The sequence below is a fragment of the Vibrio tubiashii genome (genome assembly GCF_028551255.1).
GTDB lineage: Bacteria > Pseudomonadota > Gammaproteobacteria > Enterobacterales > Vibrionaceae > Vibrio > Vibrio tubiashii_B.
The window spans coordinates 1-15,234 of the sequence record NZ_CP117029.1; the positions used below are offsets into that span (position 1 = coordinate 1).

At 45.9% G+C, this 15,234-nt stretch carries 14 protein-coding genes; 10 read left to right on the plus strand and 4 right to left on the minus strand.

Features of this window, described 5'->3' with window-relative positions; translation table 11 throughout:
- From dnaA to LYZ37_RS00030, 6 genes are all read left to right on the plus strand, one after another.
- Entirely contained in the window at positions 1 to 1,407 is a 1,407-nt protein-coding gene (dnaA, locus tag LYZ37_RS00005; RefSeq protein WP_004743594.1) for a chromosomal replication initiator protein DnaA, read from the plus strand.
- Positions 1,408 to 1,478: 71 nt separating this feature from the next.
- Entirely contained in the window at positions 1,479 to 2,579 is a 1,101-nt protein-coding gene (gene dnaN / locus LYZ37_RS00010) for a DNA polymerase III subunit beta (RefSeq protein ID WP_004743595.1), read from the plus strand.
- 1 nt (position 2,580) lies between these two features.
- A complete protein-coding gene (gene recF, locus LYZ37_RS00015) occupies positions 2,581 to 3,663 on the plus strand; it encodes a DNA replication/repair protein RecF (RefSeq protein ID WP_069667991.1) in 1,083 nt (360 codons plus the stop codon).
- A 13-nt stretch (positions 3,664 to 3,676) separates the two neighbouring features.
- On the plus strand, positions 3,677 to 6,094 hold the full coding sequence (gene gyrB, locus LYZ37_RS00020) for a DNA topoisomerase (ATP-hydrolyzing) subunit B (RefSeq protein ID WP_171325415.1): 2,418 nt from the start codon (positions 3,677 to 3,679) through the stop codon (positions 6,092 to 6,094).
- A 540-nt stretch (positions 6,095 to 6,634) separates the two neighbouring features.
- Positions 6,635 to 7,069 carry an Hsp20 family protein gene (locus LYZ37_RS00025; RefSeq protein ID WP_004743598.1) on the plus strand — a complete coding sequence of 145 codons (435 nt, stop codon included), beginning with the start codon at positions 6,635 to 6,637 and terminating at the stop codon, positions 7,067 to 7,069.
- 120 nt (positions 7,070 to 7,189) lie between these two features.
- The gene (locus LYZ37_RS00030) at positions 7,190 to 7,579 is read left to right on the plus strand and encodes a hypothetical protein (RefSeq protein WP_004743599.1); all 390 of its coding nucleotides are present in this window, start codon (positions 7,190 to 7,192) and stop codon (positions 7,577 to 7,579) included.
- A 50-nt stretch (positions 7,580 to 7,629) separates the two neighbouring features.
- On the opposite strand, the gene LYZ37_RS00035 is transcribed toward LYZ37_RS00030, so the two are convergent.
- The 3 genes from LYZ37_RS00035 to glyQ form a co-directional block, all read right to left on the minus strand.
- Positions 7,630 to 8,880, minus strand: coding sequence for a valine--pyruvate transaminase (locus tag LYZ37_RS00035; protein ID WP_272786018.1), 1,251 nt, complete (start codon positions 8,878 to 8,880; stop codon positions 7,630 to 7,632).
- A gap of 208 nt (positions 8,881 to 9,088) precedes the next feature.
- On the minus strand, positions 9,089 to 11,155 hold the full coding sequence (gene glyS, locus LYZ37_RS00040; protein ID WP_272786019.1) for a glycine--tRNA ligase subunit beta: 2,067 nt from the start codon (positions 11,153 to 11,155) through the stop codon (positions 9,089 to 9,091).
- A gap of 2 nt (positions 11,156 to 11,157) precedes the next feature.
- Complete coding sequence (glyQ, locus tag LYZ37_RS00045) at positions 11,158 to 12,075, minus strand: glycine--tRNA ligase subunit alpha (protein ID WP_004743602.1); 918 nt, start codon at positions 12,073 to 12,075, stop codon at positions 11,158 to 11,160.
- 441 nt (positions 12,076 to 12,516) lie between these two features.
- Here glyQ and LYZ37_RS00050 point away from each other — a divergent pair, with 441 nt between their 5' ends.
- Positions 12,517 to 13,074: a TMEM165/GDT1 family protein gene (locus tag LYZ37_RS00050; RefSeq protein ID WP_272786020.1), complete on the plus strand. Its 558-nt coding sequence runs from the start codon at positions 12,517 to 12,519 to the stop codon at positions 13,072 to 13,074.
- Positions 13,075 to 13,230: 156 nt separating this feature from the next.
- On the plus strand, positions 13,231 to 13,491 hold the full coding sequence (locus tag LYZ37_RS00055; RefSeq protein ID WP_004743604.1) for a hypothetical protein: 261 nt from the start codon (positions 13,231 to 13,233) through the stop codon (positions 13,489 to 13,491).
- Between the two features lie 47 nt (positions 13,492 to 13,538).
- On the opposite strand, the gene tusA is transcribed toward LYZ37_RS00055, so the two are convergent.
- Positions 13,539 to 13,787 (minus strand): sulfurtransferase TusA, encoded by a 249-nt coding sequence (gene tusA, locus LYZ37_RS00060; protein WP_004743605.1) that lies wholly within the window; start codon positions 13,785 to 13,787, stop codon positions 13,539 to 13,541.
- A 135-nt stretch (positions 13,788 to 13,922) separates the two neighbouring features.
- On the opposite strand from tusA, the gene LYZ37_RS00065 reads away from it, so the two are divergent.
- Together LYZ37_RS00065 and LYZ37_RS00070 are read left to right on the plus strand one after the other, a co-directional pair.
- Entirely contained in the window at positions 13,923 to 14,117 is a 195-nt protein-coding gene (locus LYZ37_RS00065; RefSeq protein WP_004743607.1) for a hypothetical protein, read from the plus strand.
- A gap of 153 nt (positions 14,118 to 14,270) precedes the next feature.
- Positions 14,271 to 15,212, plus strand: a complete 942-nt coding sequence (locus LYZ37_RS00070; RefSeq protein ID WP_069668002.1) for a LysR family transcriptional regulator — start codon at positions 14,271 to 14,273, stop codon at positions 15,210 to 15,212.
- Positions 15,213 to 15,234 lie beyond the last annotated feature (22 nt).

Below are 15,234 nucleotides of genomic sequence, written 5' to 3' on the forward strand. Positions count from 1 at the left end.
GTGTCATCTTCGCTTTGGTTGCAATGTTTGCAACAGCTTCAAGAAGAGCTACCAGCAACGGAATTCAGTATGTGGGTTCGTCCATTACAAGCTGAGCTCAATGACAATACACTCACTCTTTTTGCCCCAAACCGTTTCGTATTGGACTGGGTACGTGATAAGTACCTCAACAGTATTAATCGTCTGCTGCAAGAGTATTGCGGCAATGACATGCCAAGTCTGCGTTTTGAAGTGGGTAGCCGACCAGTTGCAGCGCCAAAGCCAGCGCCTAAGCGCACGCCAGCTGATGTCGCAGCCGAATCTTCAGCTCCCGCACAGTTACAGGCAAGAAAGCCAGTTCATAAGACTTGGGATGATGATGCGCAAGCCATTGCGGATATTAACCATCGCTCGAATGTGAACCCAAAACATAAGTTCAACAACTTTGTTGAGGGTAAGTCGAACCAATTAGGCTTAGCGGCTGCTCGTCAGGTGTCAGATAACCCAGGCTCTGCATACAATCCGCTATTCTTATACGGTGGTACAGGTTTAGGTAAGACTCACCTGTTGCACGCTGTGGGTAATGCGATTGTGGATAACAAGCCAAATGCTAAAGTTGTCTACATGCACTCTGAGCGCTTTGTGCAAGATATGGTAAAAGCGCTACAAAACAACGCGATTGAAGAGTTCAAGCGTTACTACCGTAGTGTCGACGCGCTGCTTATCGATGATATTCAATTCTTTGCCAATAAAGAGCGTTCGCAGGAAGAGTTCTTCCATACTTTCAACGCTCTGTTAGAAGGCAACCAACAGATCATCTTGACTTCGGACCGTTATCCTAAAGAGATCAATGGTGTTGAAGATCGCCTTAAATCTCGTTTTGGTTGGGGGCTAACGGTTGCGATCGAGCCTCCAGAGCTGGAAACACGCGTCGCGATCTTGATGAAAAAAGCCGAAGATCACCAGATTCACCTTGCCGATGAAGTTGCGTTCTTTATTGCTAAGCGACTGCGTTCTAATGTTCGTGAGCTGGAAGGTGCTTTAAACCGTGTTATCGCCAATGCGAACTTTACCGGCCGACCAATTACTATCGACTTTGTTCGTGAAGCGCTGCGTGACCTACTTGCCCTGCAAGAAAAGTTGGTGACGATTGATAACATTCAAAAGACAGTCGCGGAATACTACAAGATTAAAGTCGCAGACCTGTTGTCTAAGCGCCGCTCTCGCTCAGTAGCCCGTCCACGTCAGCTGGCGATGGCATTAGCCAAAGAGCTGACTAACCACAGCTTGCCAGAAATTGGTGATGCGTTTGGTGGCCGAGACCATACCACGGTACTGCATGCTTGCCGTAAGATTGAGCAGCTACGTGAAGAGAGCCACGACATTAAAGAAGATTACTCGAACCTGATTCGTACTCTATCTTCTTAATTCGCACTATTTCTTGATTCACAGTATTCTAAGCATCGAGCAACAATAACGAATTCGGATAAGAGCATCCTATGAAATTTTCCATTGAGCGTAGCCACCTGCTTAAACCACTTCAGCAAGTGTCAGGAGCACTGGGCGGTCGTCCAACTTTACCAATTCTTGGTAACTTACTTCTTAAAGTCGAAGACAACGTACTCTCAATGACGGCAACCGACCTTGAGGTCGAATTGATTAGCCGTGTTAACCTCGAAGGTGAATTCGAAGCGGGGAGCATTACCGTACCTTCACGCAAGTTTTTGGATATTTGCCGTGGTTTGCCTGATGACTCTGTGATTACCTTTGTCTTAGAAGGCGACCGTGTCCAGGTTCGTTCTGGACGCAGCCGTTTCTCACTATCGACCCTACCTGCCAATGATTTCCCAAACATTGAAGACTGGCAGAGTGAAGTGGAAGTCTCACTGACTCAAGCAGAGTTACGTGGCTTAGTGGAAAAGACACAATTCTCAATGGCGAACCAAGATGTTCGCTATTACCTCAACGGCATGCTGTTTGAAATTGACGGCACAACGCTACGCAGTGTTGCGACCGATGGTCACCGTATGGCGGTATCTCAAACTGAACTTGGTGCGGACTTTGCACAGAAGCAAATCATTGTGCCGCGTAAAGGAGTATTAGAGCTGGTTAAGCTACTCGATGCACCAGAGCAACCTGTTGTGCTGCAAATTGGTAGCTCTAACGTTCGTGCTGAAGTGAACAACTATGTGTTTACCTCTAAGCTGGTGGATGGTCGATTCCCAGATTACCGCCGCGTTATGCCACAGACGACAACCAAAACGCTTGAAGCAGGTTGTGATGAGTTACGCCAAGCTTTTTCGCGCGCTGCGATTCTTTCTAACGAGAAATTCCGTGGTGTACGTGTCAACCTAGCTGACACCGAAATGCGCATTACGGCCAATAACCCAGAGCAGGAAGAAGCTGAAGAGATGCTTGATGTCAGCTTTGAAGGTGAGCCGATTGAGATTGGTTTCAACGTTAGCTATGTATTGGATGTGTTGAACACCCTGCGCTGTGAAAAAGTCAGAATTTCGATGTCAGATGCCAATGCCAGTGCGCTGATCGAAAACTCGGAAGATGACAGTGCCATGTACGTGGTGATGCCAATCCGACTCTAGCATGCCGCTCTCTCGTCTTATAATAAAGCAGTTTAGAAACATTGAAGCCTGTGACATTAACTTGTCAGCAGGCTTTAACTTTCTTATTGGACCAAACGGCAGTGGCAAAACCAGTGTCTTAGAAGCGATCTACTTACTTGGTCATGGTCGCTCATTTAAGAGCTCTTTGACCGGAAGAGTGATTCAAAATGACTGTAATGAGCTGTTTGTTCATGGACGTTTTTTGAACTCGGATCAATTTGAGCTACCAATTGGCATTAATAAGCAGCGTGATGGCTCAACAGAGGTTAAAATAGGCGGTCAGTCTGGGCAAAAGCTCGCCCAGCTGGCGCAGGTTTTACCTTTGCAGTTGATACACCCAGAAGGGTTTGATTTATTGACTGATGGGCCGAAACATCGTCGCTCGTTTATCGACTGGGGTGTGTTTCATACCGAGTCGGCATTTTATGATGCTTGGGGGCGATTCAAACGTCTTAACAAGCAGCGTAATGCTCTATTGAAAACAGCAACTAGCTATCGAGAGCTGAGTTATTGGGATCAAGAGATGGCGCGTTTGGCTGAGAATATCAGTCAATGGCGAGCCGATTACGTTGAACAAATGAAGGTCAAAGCGGAGCAGATCTGCAAAGCGTTTTTACCCGAGTTCGACATCCAATTGAAGTATTATCGTGGTTGGGATAAAGATACGCCTTACCAAGAGATACTAGAGAAAAATTTTGAGCGTGATCAGGCGTTAGGGTACACCTTTAGTGGTCCTAACAAAGCAGATTTGCGCATTAAAGTGAATGGTACGCCTGTTGAAGATGTGCTTTCACGAGGTCAGTTAAAATTGATGGTGTGTGCACTGCGCGTGGCGCAAGGACAACACCTAACAGAAATGACTGGCAAGCAATGTATCTACTTAATTGATGACTTTGCATCTGAATTAGATAGCCAACGTCGTAAGCGTCTAGCTGACTGCTTAAAAGAGACGGGGGCGCAAGTTTTTGTAAGTTCTATTACTGATAGCCAAATTGCGGATATGCGTGATGAAAATGGCAAGATGTTCCATGTGGAACATGGCACAATAGAGCAAAATATATAGCGGAAGATAACTCATGTCTGAAAATTACGATTCATCGAGTATTAAGGTACTAAAGGGTCTGGATGCGGTTCGTAAGCGTCCTGGTATGTACATCGGCGACACGGATGATGGCACCGGTCTGCACCACATGGTTTTTGAGGTGGTGGATAACTCAATTGATGAAGCGTTAGCGGGTCACTGTCAAGACATCGTTGTGACAATTCATGAGGACAATTCAGTATCGGTACGCGATGATGGTCGTGGTATCCCAACCGAAATGCACCCAGAAGAGAACGTATCAGCAGCAGAAGTTATTATGACGGTACTTCACGCTGGTGGTAAGTTCGATGATAACTCATACAAGGTATCAGGTGGTCTGCACGGTGTAGGTGTTTCGGTAGTAAACGCACTGTCTAAGCAAGTAACACTGACTATCCATCGCGGTGGTCAAATCCACACTCAAACTTACCATCACGGTGAGCCTCAAGCGCCACTGGCAGTGATTGGTGAAACAGAGCAAACAGGTACAGAAATCCGTTTCTGGCCAAGTGAAGAGACATTCTCTAACACAGAATTCCACTATGACATCCTAGCTAAACGTCTACGTGAGCTTTCTTTCCTAAACTCGGGCGTCTCGATCAAGCTACGTGATGAGCGTGAAGAAGATAAACAAGATCACTTCATGTATGAAGGTGGTATCCAAGCGTTCGTTGATCACTTGAACACCAACAAGACACCAATCATCGAGAAAGTATTCCACTTTAACGCAGAGCGTGAAGACGGTATCGCGGTAGAAGTCGCGATGCAGTGGAACGATGGCTACCAAGAGAACATCTTCTGTTTTACCAACAACATTCCTCAGCGTGATGGTGGTACTCACCTTGCTGGTTTCCGTGCAGCCCTAACGCGTACATTGAACTCGTTCATGGACAAAGAAGGCTTCTCGAAGAAAGCGAAAACCGCAACTTCAGGTGATGATGCACGTGAAGGTCTAACAGCGGTTATTTCGGTTAAGGTGCCAGATCCTAAGTTCTCAAGCCAAACCAAAGACAAACTGGTTTCTTCTGAAGTGAAGTCAGCAGTTGAGCAAGCTATGGGTGAGAAACTGTCTGAGTTCCTAATCGAGCACCCAGCAGAAGCGAAAACGGTTTGTACTAAGATTATCGACGCAGCTCGTGCTCGTGATGCAGCACGTAAAGCGCGTGAGATGACTCGTCGTAAAGGCGCTCTAGACCTAGCTGGTCTGCCAGGTAAATTGGCTGACTGTCAGGAAAAAGACCCTGCACTTTCTGAACTATACATAGTGGAGGGTGATTCGGCAGGCGGCTCCGCAAAACAAGGCCGTAATCGTAAGAACCAAGCGATTCTTCCTCTGAAAGGTAAAATCCTTAACGTTGAGAAAGCGCGTTTCGACAAAATGCTTTCTTCTCAAGAAGTGGCGACACTTATTACAGCGCTTGGCTGTGGTATCGGTCGTGACGAGTACAACCCAGACAAACTGCGTTACCACAACATCATCATCATGACCGATGCCGATGTCGATGGTTCGCACATTCGTACGCTACTATTGACCTTCTTCTATCGTCAAATGCCAGAGCTGATTGAGCGTGGCTACGTGTACATTGCTCAGCCACCGCTTTACAAAGTGAAGAAAGGTAAGCAAGAGCAGTACATCAAAGATGAAGATGCGATGAATCAATACCAAGTGGCATTGGCGCTAGATAACGCATCTCTGCATGTTAACGCTGAGGCGCCAGCCCTAGCTGGTGAAGCGCTAGAGAAGCTTGTTCAGCAGTACAACGCGGGTATTAAGCTGGTGGATCGCATGAGTCGTCGTTATCCACGTGCGCTTGTGCATGAACTGGTTTACACGCCACGTCTAACGGCAGAGCAGTGTCATGACGCAGCGGCAGTTGAAGCTTGGACTCAGCAGCTTGTCGAGCAGCTTAATGCCAAAGAAGTGGGCGCAAGCCAGTACAGCTTCGAAGTGGAACAGCACGCTGAGCTAGGTTTAAATCTACCTAAGATCATTGTTCGTACTCACGGTGTGACGCATGAGTTTGCGCTAAGTGTTGATCTATTCAACTCGAAAGAATACGGCAAGCTAGCAGACCTATCTGAAGCGTTAGATGGTCTGATCGAAGAGGGCGCCTACATCAAACGTGGTGAGCGTACTCAGCCAATCACAAGTTTTGTTGATGCTCTTGAGTGGTTAATCAAAGAGTCACGTCGTGGTCTAAGCCTACAGCGCTACAAAGGTCTAGGTGAGATGAACCCAGATCAGCTTTGGGAAACGACTATGGACCCAGAGACTCGCCGCATGATGCAAGTAACGATTGAAGATGCGGTTGGTGCAGATCAGCTGTTTACGACACTAATGGGTGACCAAGTAGAACCTCGTCGTAACTTTATCGAAGAGAATGCACTTAAAGTAGCTAACCTAGACGTTTAGATTGTTTTCTCTTCGCTGGATGAACTGATTTCTGTGTCGAAGGTGCTCATTTATGCTTATAAACTCCGCGCCTTCTCCTTGAACTAAGCTCATCCAGCTTCGATAAAAATAATCTAAAGATTTTAAAAAGACTGTCAGAAATGACGGTCTTTTTTGTTTTCGATATTTTAATTATTTTTCAAATGCTTGGGATGTCATCCTCAAGAGGGAGGAACGACTGAGTTGGGGATCTCTAAAAGCACATTGAAAATTTTTTAATTCGGATCCCTTGAAACTATTTTGCTTTAGCCACATATCTATTGTTGAAGAGGGAAGCTGTCTTGCTCAAGAGAGAAGAAACAGAACCTCTGGATTCGCTGATAAGATATCGCTCACGAGAGGATAACCTTAGAGGCACACATTGAACTGATTTATTACTACGTCCCAGCGTTATAAGAACCCGAGGAGTAGAAAATAAATCCCTTGGCCGGCAAAGATCTCAACAAGATAGATCCGCGCAAACTCACGGCTAAGACTATTGCTTACTATGAGGATAGCATTATGAGAACTGTAGATTTCACTCCACTTTACCGCAACGCAATTGGCTTCGATCGTCTATTCAACATGATGGAAGCAAACACTGCGAAAAACGCTTCTGGCGGTTACCCTCCTTACAACATTGAGCAAAAAGACGAAAACCACTATCGCATTACTATGGCAGTGGCAGGTTTCGCTGATGAGCAGCTCGATCTGACTCAGAAAGAAAACATGCTGATTGTTAAAGGTGAGCGTAAAAGCGAAGAAGAGAAGCAATACGTTTACCAAGGTATCGCAGAGCGCGATTTCGAGCGTAAATTCCAACTGGCAGACTACGTAAAAGTCGTGGGTGCTAGCATGGAAAACGGTCTACTGCATATTGACCTAGAGCGCGAGATTCCAGAAGCGATGCAACCGCGTAAGATTGCTATCAATGGCAGTAACCTAATCGAAGGTTAATTAACTGTCTCAAAACTGAGAGTAAAGAGTGAAAGAGCGCACATTAGCGCTCTTTTTTATTGTACTCGAATCTGTAAATCAGTACTTTCTGCGCCGTAAACTATAAATGTGGAAAATAGAATGAAAAAATTATTATTGGCGGCTTTAGTTATTGCTGTCTCTGGCTGTTCTAGCCTTGTTGCTCCGCTTGCTACTGATTACACCGCATCAAACGGTGAAAAGATTCGTATCGCTTACGCAAACCCTGAAAAATCGGCTAACTGTGAGCTGAAAGGTCAGTCAGCGTTCAACCCTAACTCGCAAAGTATTATGGGTATTGTATCGTTTGGTGATAGCGGAATGGATGCTGAGCACAAAATCAACTCAACTTTTGGTGAAGAAGCAGCAGCATTAGGCGCTAACTACATTAATCGTGGGTTTGCTGGCTCTTCTACATACGGTGGTGTATATCAGCGTTCTTCTACAATAGAAGCAAGCTACTTCTCATGTGAGCACATCCCTGCTCTATAAATACCAACAGCCCAAAGCGTGAACTTTGGGCTGTTTTTGTTTTGCTGCGCTTAACCTTGCTGGTAGGCGCGCTCTACTTCCTCTGCGATGATAGCGATGCCTTTTTGCATCATTTCATCATCTTGAACATAGTTCATTCGCAAGCATTGATGAGCATGTTCCCAGTCATCTTCTTGACCAATAAAGAAGTACTCGCCAGGGACAATCAGTACGCCGCGTGCTTTTAGGCGCTGATACAGTTCCATAGTGGTGATCGGCAGCTCATCAAACCAAAGCCAAAGGAAAATAGCGCCCTCTGGTTTGTGAATTCGGAAACGTGAGTCAGTAATTGCTGTTTGCAGTAACTCGACAGCGCGCTGAGACTTCTGTTTATAGAAAGGTTTAATCACCTCTGAACTCAGCTTTAACAAATCCCCTTTGCCAATAATGTGGTTGGCAATTGCAGGGCCTAAACTGCCCGGAGCGAGACTGATAATGCCATTCATATTAGTCATAGCCTGAGTGATTTCTTCACTGGCAATGACTATTCCGCAACGTACACCCGGCAAACCGAGTTTTGATAGGCTCATGCAAAGAATGGTGTTTTCATTCCAGAATGGCTCCACATCTTCAAAAATAATATTTGGAAACGGTAAACCGTAAGCATTATCAATGATCAGTGGGATGTTGTTTTCACGCGCGAGCTTATCCAATTTATGGATCTCTTCGTCGGTCAGCACGTTGCCAGTCGGGTTGGTAGGGCGGGATGCACAGATAGCGGCGACAGAGTCATCTACCTTTAGCTGTTCAAAATCGACATGATATTTAAATAGACCATTGTCGAGCATTTCAATCTCTGGGTGGTAAGAGACAAAGATATCTTCATTTATGCCTGCATCGCCATAGCCAATGTATTCTGGAGCGAGCGGCAGTAAGATTTTTTTGTGCGAGCCGTCAGGCTGTTTGCCAGCCAGCAGATTAAATAGGTAGAAAAAGCCACTTTGACTGCCGTTGGTTAAGCTGATGTTTTTTTCTGTGATATTCCAGCCATAGGTCTCTTTAAGTAGCTTGGCTAGCGCTTTAACAAATGCATCTTTGCCTTGCGGGCCATCGTAGTTCGCCATTGCGGCAACCAGCTCTCCACTTTCTAGCAGTTCCTCACTGGCGAGTCGAAAATAATCGAGCATGGCAGGAATGGCGGCCGGGTTACCTCCACCGAGCATGATGGCACCAGGAGTGCGTAGACCATCATTTAAATCATCCATTAACTGGGTAATACCTGAATACTGATTAAATTTTTCACCAAACTTAGAAAACTGCATTACTTTCTGTACCTAATTCATTGTTGTCATTGCTTTAGTTCTTGAACAGCTAGTGCGTGGCTAGCCAATAGAGTAATCCTTGAACATACATCAATGATAATAGGACGAAAAGCACTAAATCAGTGCATTGATAAAGAAAAGCCCAACTCCGAGGAGTTGGGCTTGAGTAGACTTGCTGAGTGTAAGGTCTTAGACCCTACTTTGGCGGTTACTTCTGCAGTAGAGAAATATCGGCAATTTCTAAGAACAGGTTACGCAAGTTGTTTAGCAGTGTTAGACGGTTCTTCTTCAGAGCTTCGTCATCAGCCATTACCATTACGTTATCGAAGAAGGCATCAACAGGCTCACGTAGGTCAGCTAGCTTGCTTAGTGCTTCTTGGTAGTTACCTGTTGCAAATGCTGGCTCTAGCGCTTCTGTCATCACTTCAACGCTTTCTGCTAGCGCTTTCTCTGCGTCTTCTTGGAGAAGCGCAAGGTCGATGTCTGCTGCTAGCTCACCGTCGAATTTCGCTAGGATGTTACCTACACGCTTGTTTGCTGCGGCTAGTGCTTCTGCTGCTTCTAGCTCACGGAAGTGAGATACTGCTTTCACACGCTGGTCGAAGTCGGCTGGCTTAGTTGGACGGTTAGCCAGTACAGCTTGGATGATATCCACACTGAAGCCTTCGTCTTTGTACCATGCGTTGAAACGACCAAGCATAAACTCGATAACGTCGTCAGCAACATTTGTGTTAGTCAGCTTGTCACCAAATAGAGACTGAGCCTTAGCAATTAGGTCAGTTAGGTCTAGGTTGTAGCCGTTTTCTACGATAATACGTAGTACACCTAGCGACGCACGGCGAAGTGCGAATGGGTCAGAGCCCTTAGGAGCTTGGCCAATACCGAAGATGCCAACAATTGTATCTAGCTTGTCTGCCATTGCTACCGCTGAAGAAATACCTGTGCTTGGTAGCTCGTCACCCGCGAAACGAGGCATGTACTGCTCGTAAAGCGCTAGTGCAACTTGCTCATCTTCACCGTCGTGGGTTGCGTAGTGCATGCCCATTACACCCTGAGTATCGGTAAACTCGAATACCATAGATGTCATTAGGTCACACTTAGCTAGCAGACCTGCACGCTTAGATTTTTCAACGTCAGCATCGATCTGCTCAGCAATGTAGCCAGCAAGTTCTGTGATGCGGTCTGTCTTGTCTTTGATAGTACCAAGCTGCTTCTGGAAGATAGCTTGCTCTAGCTCAGGTAGACGGTCGATAAGAGGACGCTTACGGTCAGTGTTAAAGAAGAATTCTGCATCCGCTAGACGTGGACGAACAACCTTCTCGTTACCTTCGATTACGTAGCGAGGCTCTTTTGATTCGATGTTTGAAACGAAAATGAAGTTAGGCAGTAGCTTCTTGTTGTCATCGTAAACAGGGAAGTACTTTTGGTCACCTTTCATGGTGTAAACCAATGCTTCAGAAGGTACTTTTAAGAACTCTTCTTCAAACTTCGCAGTTAAGACTACTGGCCACTCAACTAGAGATGTTACTTCTTCAACTAGATCGTCTTCTAGATCAGCAACACCGCCAACGGCAGCCGCTGCTTTTTGTGAGTCAGCAAGGATGATCGCTTTACGCGCTTCGTAATCAGCCATAACTTTACCGCGCTCTTCTAGGATCGCTGGGTATTGCTCTGCTGATTCGATAGTGAACTCTTGCTCACCCATGAAGCGGTGACCACGGATAGTGCGGTCAGAGGCTACGCCTAGGATCTCACCTTCGATAAGGTCAGAGCCCATCAGCATAGTTAGCGTTTTAACCGGGCGGATAAACTGAGTTGTTTTGTTACCCCAACGCATTGGCTTAGCGATAGGTAGGTTACCCAGTGCTTTAGCTGCTAGGTCTACAACGATTTCAGATGTTGCTTGGCCTTTTACTTCTTGTTTGAAAAGAAGCCATTCGCCTTTGTCTGTCACTAGACGGTCAGCTTGTTCAACCGTGATACCGTTACCACGTGCCCAGCCTTGTGCTGCTTTAGTCGCGTTACCGTCAGCATCGAATGCGACAGAAACCGCAGGACCGCGCTTCTCTACTACTTTGTCTGCTTGGCCTTCAGCTAGTGCTGAAACCTTAAGTGCTAGGCGACGAGGAGCGGCGTACCATTTCACTCCTTGGTGTGCTAGGTCTGCGCCTTTTAACTCTGCTTCGAAGTTTGCTGCGAACGCTTCCGCTAGCGTGCGAAGCTGCGTTGGTGGTAGCTCTTCAGTACCCAGTTCAATTAGAAATTCTTTAGCCATGATTACTTCTCCTCGTTGCGGCACATTGGGAAGCCAAGCGCTTCACGTGATGCGTAGTACGCTTCAGCAACTGATTTAGTCAGGTTGCGGATACGAAGGATGTAACGTTGGCGCTCTGTAACAGAGATAGCTTTACGCGCATCAAGGATGTTGAATGCATGACCGGCTTTTAGAATGCGCTCGTAAGCTGGAAGCGGAAGTGGCTTCTCTAGCTCAAGTAGCTCTTTACACTCTTTCTCGCACTGGTCGAAGAAAGTGAATAGGAAATCTACATCAGCGTGCTCGAAGTTGTACGTTGATTGCTCAACTTCGTTTTGGTGGAAGATGTCACCGTAAGTTACTTTGCTACCGTCTGGTGCGATGTTCCACACTAGGTCATAAACAGAGTCTACTTCTTGGATGTACATTGCTAGACGCTCGATACCGTAAGTGATCTCACCAGTAACAGGTTTACACTCAAGGCCACCTACTTGCTGGAAGTAAGTAAACTGAGTTACTTCCATGCCGTTTAGCCATACTTCCCAACCAAGACCCCATGCACCTAGCGTAGGGTTTTCCCAGTTGTCTTCTACGAAACGAATATCGTGTACTAGCGGGTCGATACCAAGAACTTCAAGCGAGCCTAGGTACAACTCCTGAATGTTATCTGGAGATGGTTTTAGAGCTACTTGGAACTGATAGTAGTGCTGCAGACGGTTCGGGTTTTCACCATAGCGACCATCGGTCGGGCGACGTGAAGGTTGAACGTAAGCTGTCGACATTGGCTCTGGGCCAAGTGCACGTAGACATGTCATTGGGTGAGAGGTGCCCGCACCTACTTCCATATCTAGAGGTTGAACAATAGTACAACCGTTTTGTGCCCAGTAATCCTGCAGCGCGAGGATCATTCCCTGGAAGGTTTTGATATCGTAATTTTGCATAGTAATTCGCGCGATTCTTGTGTCAAAAATTGAGAAAAAATAACAATCAAGTATACCCAGATATTTGGCATGGGAGTAGCGTTAATCTTGATTAATTCCTAGGCAAAATTCTCCTTTAATGGAAATTTAATGGCTTATTCGTCCAAATTTTCCTAAAAGGGAGTTTATTTGCAGTTTATCGCTTGAGAAACACCTTTCAGATGGTTAGAATTCCGCCGTCTTTGGGGAGTAGCTTACTTAACTATCAACACTGGGATGTTAAGTTCGTTCGTCAACATAATTGATGCAAAATCATCATGGCGTTCGAGACGTATCGACCAATTTAATCACAACAATGTCGCATGCGTTTAGCAAGACCTTAGACAAATCATCACGAACCGGGGTGGGGCGTGAGGTTTGTCTTCGGTTAAAATTATAATCCCTACCCCAGAAGAGCATGTCGTGAGCGTTTTAGCTATTTCTATCACCACCGTTGCTTTGGCGGAAATCGGTGACAAAACCCAACTTTTATCTCTGCTTTTAGCCAGTCGATACCGCAAACCATTACCTATTATCACTGCGATATTCTTGGCAACAATCGCGAATCATGCTTTAGCTGCCTGGCTTGGTGTGGTGGTGGCGGACTATCTTTCGCCCGAAATTCTTAAATGGGTGCTGGTGGTCAGCTTTATTGCCATGGCGGGCTGGGTATTGATTCCTGACAAACTGGATGATGATGAACAGATTTCGAATCGAGGACCGTTTGTCGCAAGCTTCATTGCCTTTTTTATCGCTGAAGTAGGAGATAAGACTCAAATAGCAACGTCGATTCTTGGTGCGCAATATCCTGACGCACTAACTTTGGTAATTTTGGGTACGACGATCGGCATGTTACTGGCCAACGTCCCTGTGGTTCTGATTGGCAAGTTATCTGCTGATAAGATGCCGCTAGATTTAATTCGCAAGATTACAGCATTACTGTTTATTGCTCTGGCAACCGCGGCTGCCGTGTTTCAATAACATCGGCTAAGTTGGTGTTAAATATCAATAACTAGCAGTGAAAAGATCCAGTTCAAACTCTGAATTTATTTCATTCTGAGTCGTGATCGCTGACATATAAGTGTCATACTTGTCATGGTACTTTAACCATGTGAATGATAGCGAGAGGGCAAGGTTATGCTTACACGTTATACTGGGATGACACCTAAAAGTCAGAGTTATTTGTTCACCTTTGGTCTAGCGCTGTGTTTGCTAGCAATGGTACTGACCGATATGTGGCTACCGATTGTGGCTGGTTCGTTTATTTTGACTGGTTTGACTGTTGAAGCTTGGATTCGAGCTGAACATATTATCCCGATGCATGAAGAGATGCGCGCGATGAGAAAACAGATAAGTAAACTTCAGTCAGAAGTCCGTACACTAGAATACGATGAATAAAACAACGGCAGCCACAAAGGCTGCCGTTTTCTTTTCTGCTATGGCGTTTAAGCCATTCCTTTCTTGATCAGATACTGATAAGGCAGTTGCTCGGTTTGCGAGCCAATCAATTGGTGGTCCATAAAGCGACAAAAGCTTGGAATGTCGCGAGTTGTTGATGGGTCATCCGCCTTAACGAGCAGTACTTCCCCATCTTGCATGGTTCTAATTGTCTTCCTGACCATCATCACTGGCTCTGGGCAGCGTAATCCTTCTGCCTCTAATGTCTTGGTTGCCTGTTCTGGATTGAATGTCATGGTCGTATCTTTGGTTACTCAATTTGGCCTAGATAATACTAGTGAAGAAAAAATATTCAATAACCCCTTGGCAAAGCGATCATTTTGTTTTAACTTAGTTAACAAGTTGGTAACATTTAAAACAGGAGAGCAAGTATGTTGACAGCTTTAGATCGTCTAACCATCTATTCAGTGCTGTGTTTTATCTCTTTTTGCGCACTTGTTTTACGTTCACCAGCAGAATCGTCGTCATTTATGCCTTTGCTCGGCATGGGTGCGACGGTGGTAGGGATTTGGCTTGAGATGCATCGCTGGCCGAGCGCATCTGAAGAACACGAAAACGAACTGTAGCGCTTCCAACTACGCTTCGTTTTTTATCACTACGCTCAACTACATTCCGACACTATCCCCAGTTTTCTTGGGCTTCCCCGCTGAAAAGCGGGATTTTTTTTGCCTGAAAAAGGTACAATACGCCCATACCCATCTAAAATACGTGGTTTAAGCGTGGAATTAGAAGATATTTATCGTCGAGATCTCAACCTATTGGTTGCATTGCGCGTACTGATTGAAGAGTGCAGCGTGAGCAAAGCTGCTAATCGCCTTAACCTTAGTCAATCCGCGATGAGTCGTGTTTTGGGGCGGCTACGCGATATGCTTGGCGACCCTTTGTTCACCCGCCAAGGTCAACATCTGATTCCGACAGAAAAGGCACTCGAAATTGATCGCTGTTTAGGTGAGCCACTAGAATCACTGCGTCAGTTGTTGTCACCGATTGAGTTTGAACCAAGCAGCTGCGATCAAACGTTTAATATCGCTACGACGGACTACGCAATGCAAACTATCTTGCCGTTTGCGTTGCCACGTATTTATCAAGAAGCGCCCAATGTGTCGTTTAACTTTTTACCACTTCAGCACGATAGATTAGCTGATCAGCTTACCTATGAAGGTGCAGACCTAGCGATCTGCCGCCCAATTGGTCCTGTAGAGCCACTACGTAGTGAAATTTTGGGTCGGGTTGGAGTGTTGTGCTTACTATCGAAGCAGCATCCATTGGCAGACAAAGAGCTCAGTCTGCAGGATTATCTCAACTACCCACATGCGATGATCGCTATTAGTGATGGTGTTAAGGCGTTGATTGAAGGGGCGTTAGTTGACCAACCTAAGCGTAAAATGGTGCTACGCGCATACCATTTAGAGGCAGCACTCGCGATTGTCGATACCATGCCACTGATTATTACGGTTCCAGCGGACTTGGCTTACTTAGTTGCCGAACGCTATGACCTAGTCATCAAGCCACTGCCATTTCAGTTTACCCCGTTCGACTATTCGATGATTTGGCACCCACGCTGTGAGCATTCGCCTGCTCAGGAGTGGTTACGCGGAATCGTAAAGGAAGAGTGCAGTCGCTTGATTGCCAAGCGCATTGAAGATATTGGTTTGGACTAAATCGTTTCAGTAACAAAAGAGC

Bases quoted from the DNA above. Each gene is read 5' to 3' on its own strand.
- dnaN (WP_004743595.1), top strand. From the start codon at position 1,479: ATGAAATTTTCCATTGAGCGTAGCCACCTGCTTAAACCACTTCAGCAA.
- recF (WP_069667991.1), top strand. From the start codon at position 2,581: ATGCCGCTCTCTCGTCTTATAATAAAGCAGTTTAGAAACATTGAAGCC.
- gyrB (WP_171325415.1), top strand. From the start codon at position 3,677: ATGTCTGAAAATTACGATTCATCGAGTATTAAGGTACTAAAGGGTCTG.
- LYZ37_RS00025 (WP_004743598.1), top strand. From the start codon at position 6,635: ATGAGAACTGTAGATTTCACTCCACTTTACCGCAACGCAATTGGCTTC.
- LYZ37_RS00030 (WP_004743599.1), top strand. From the start codon at position 7,190: ATGAAAAAATTATTATTGGCGGCTTTAGTTATTGCTGTCTCTGGCTGT.
- LYZ37_RS00035 (WP_272786018.1), bottom strand. From the start codon at position 8,880: ATGCAGTTTTCTAAGTTTGGTGAAAAATTTAATCAGTATTCAGGTATT.
- glyS (WP_272786019.1), bottom strand. From the start codon at position 11,155: ATGGCTAAAGAATTTCTAATTGAACTGGGTACTGAAGAGCTACCACCA.
- glyQ (WP_004743602.1), bottom strand. From the start codon at position 12,075: ATGCAAAATTACGATATCAAAACCTTCCAGGGAATGATCCTCGCGCTG.
- LYZ37_RS00055 (WP_004743604.1), top strand. From the start codon at position 13,231: ATGCTTACACGTTATACTGGGATGACACCTAAAAGTCAGAGTTATTTG.
- tusA (WP_004743605.1), bottom strand. From the start codon at position 13,787: ATGACATTCAATCCAGAACAGGCAACCAAGACATTAGAGGCAGAAGGA.
- LYZ37_RS00065 (WP_004743607.1), top strand. From the start codon at position 13,923: ATGTTGACAGCTTTAGATCGTCTAACCATCTATTCAGTGCTGTGTTTT.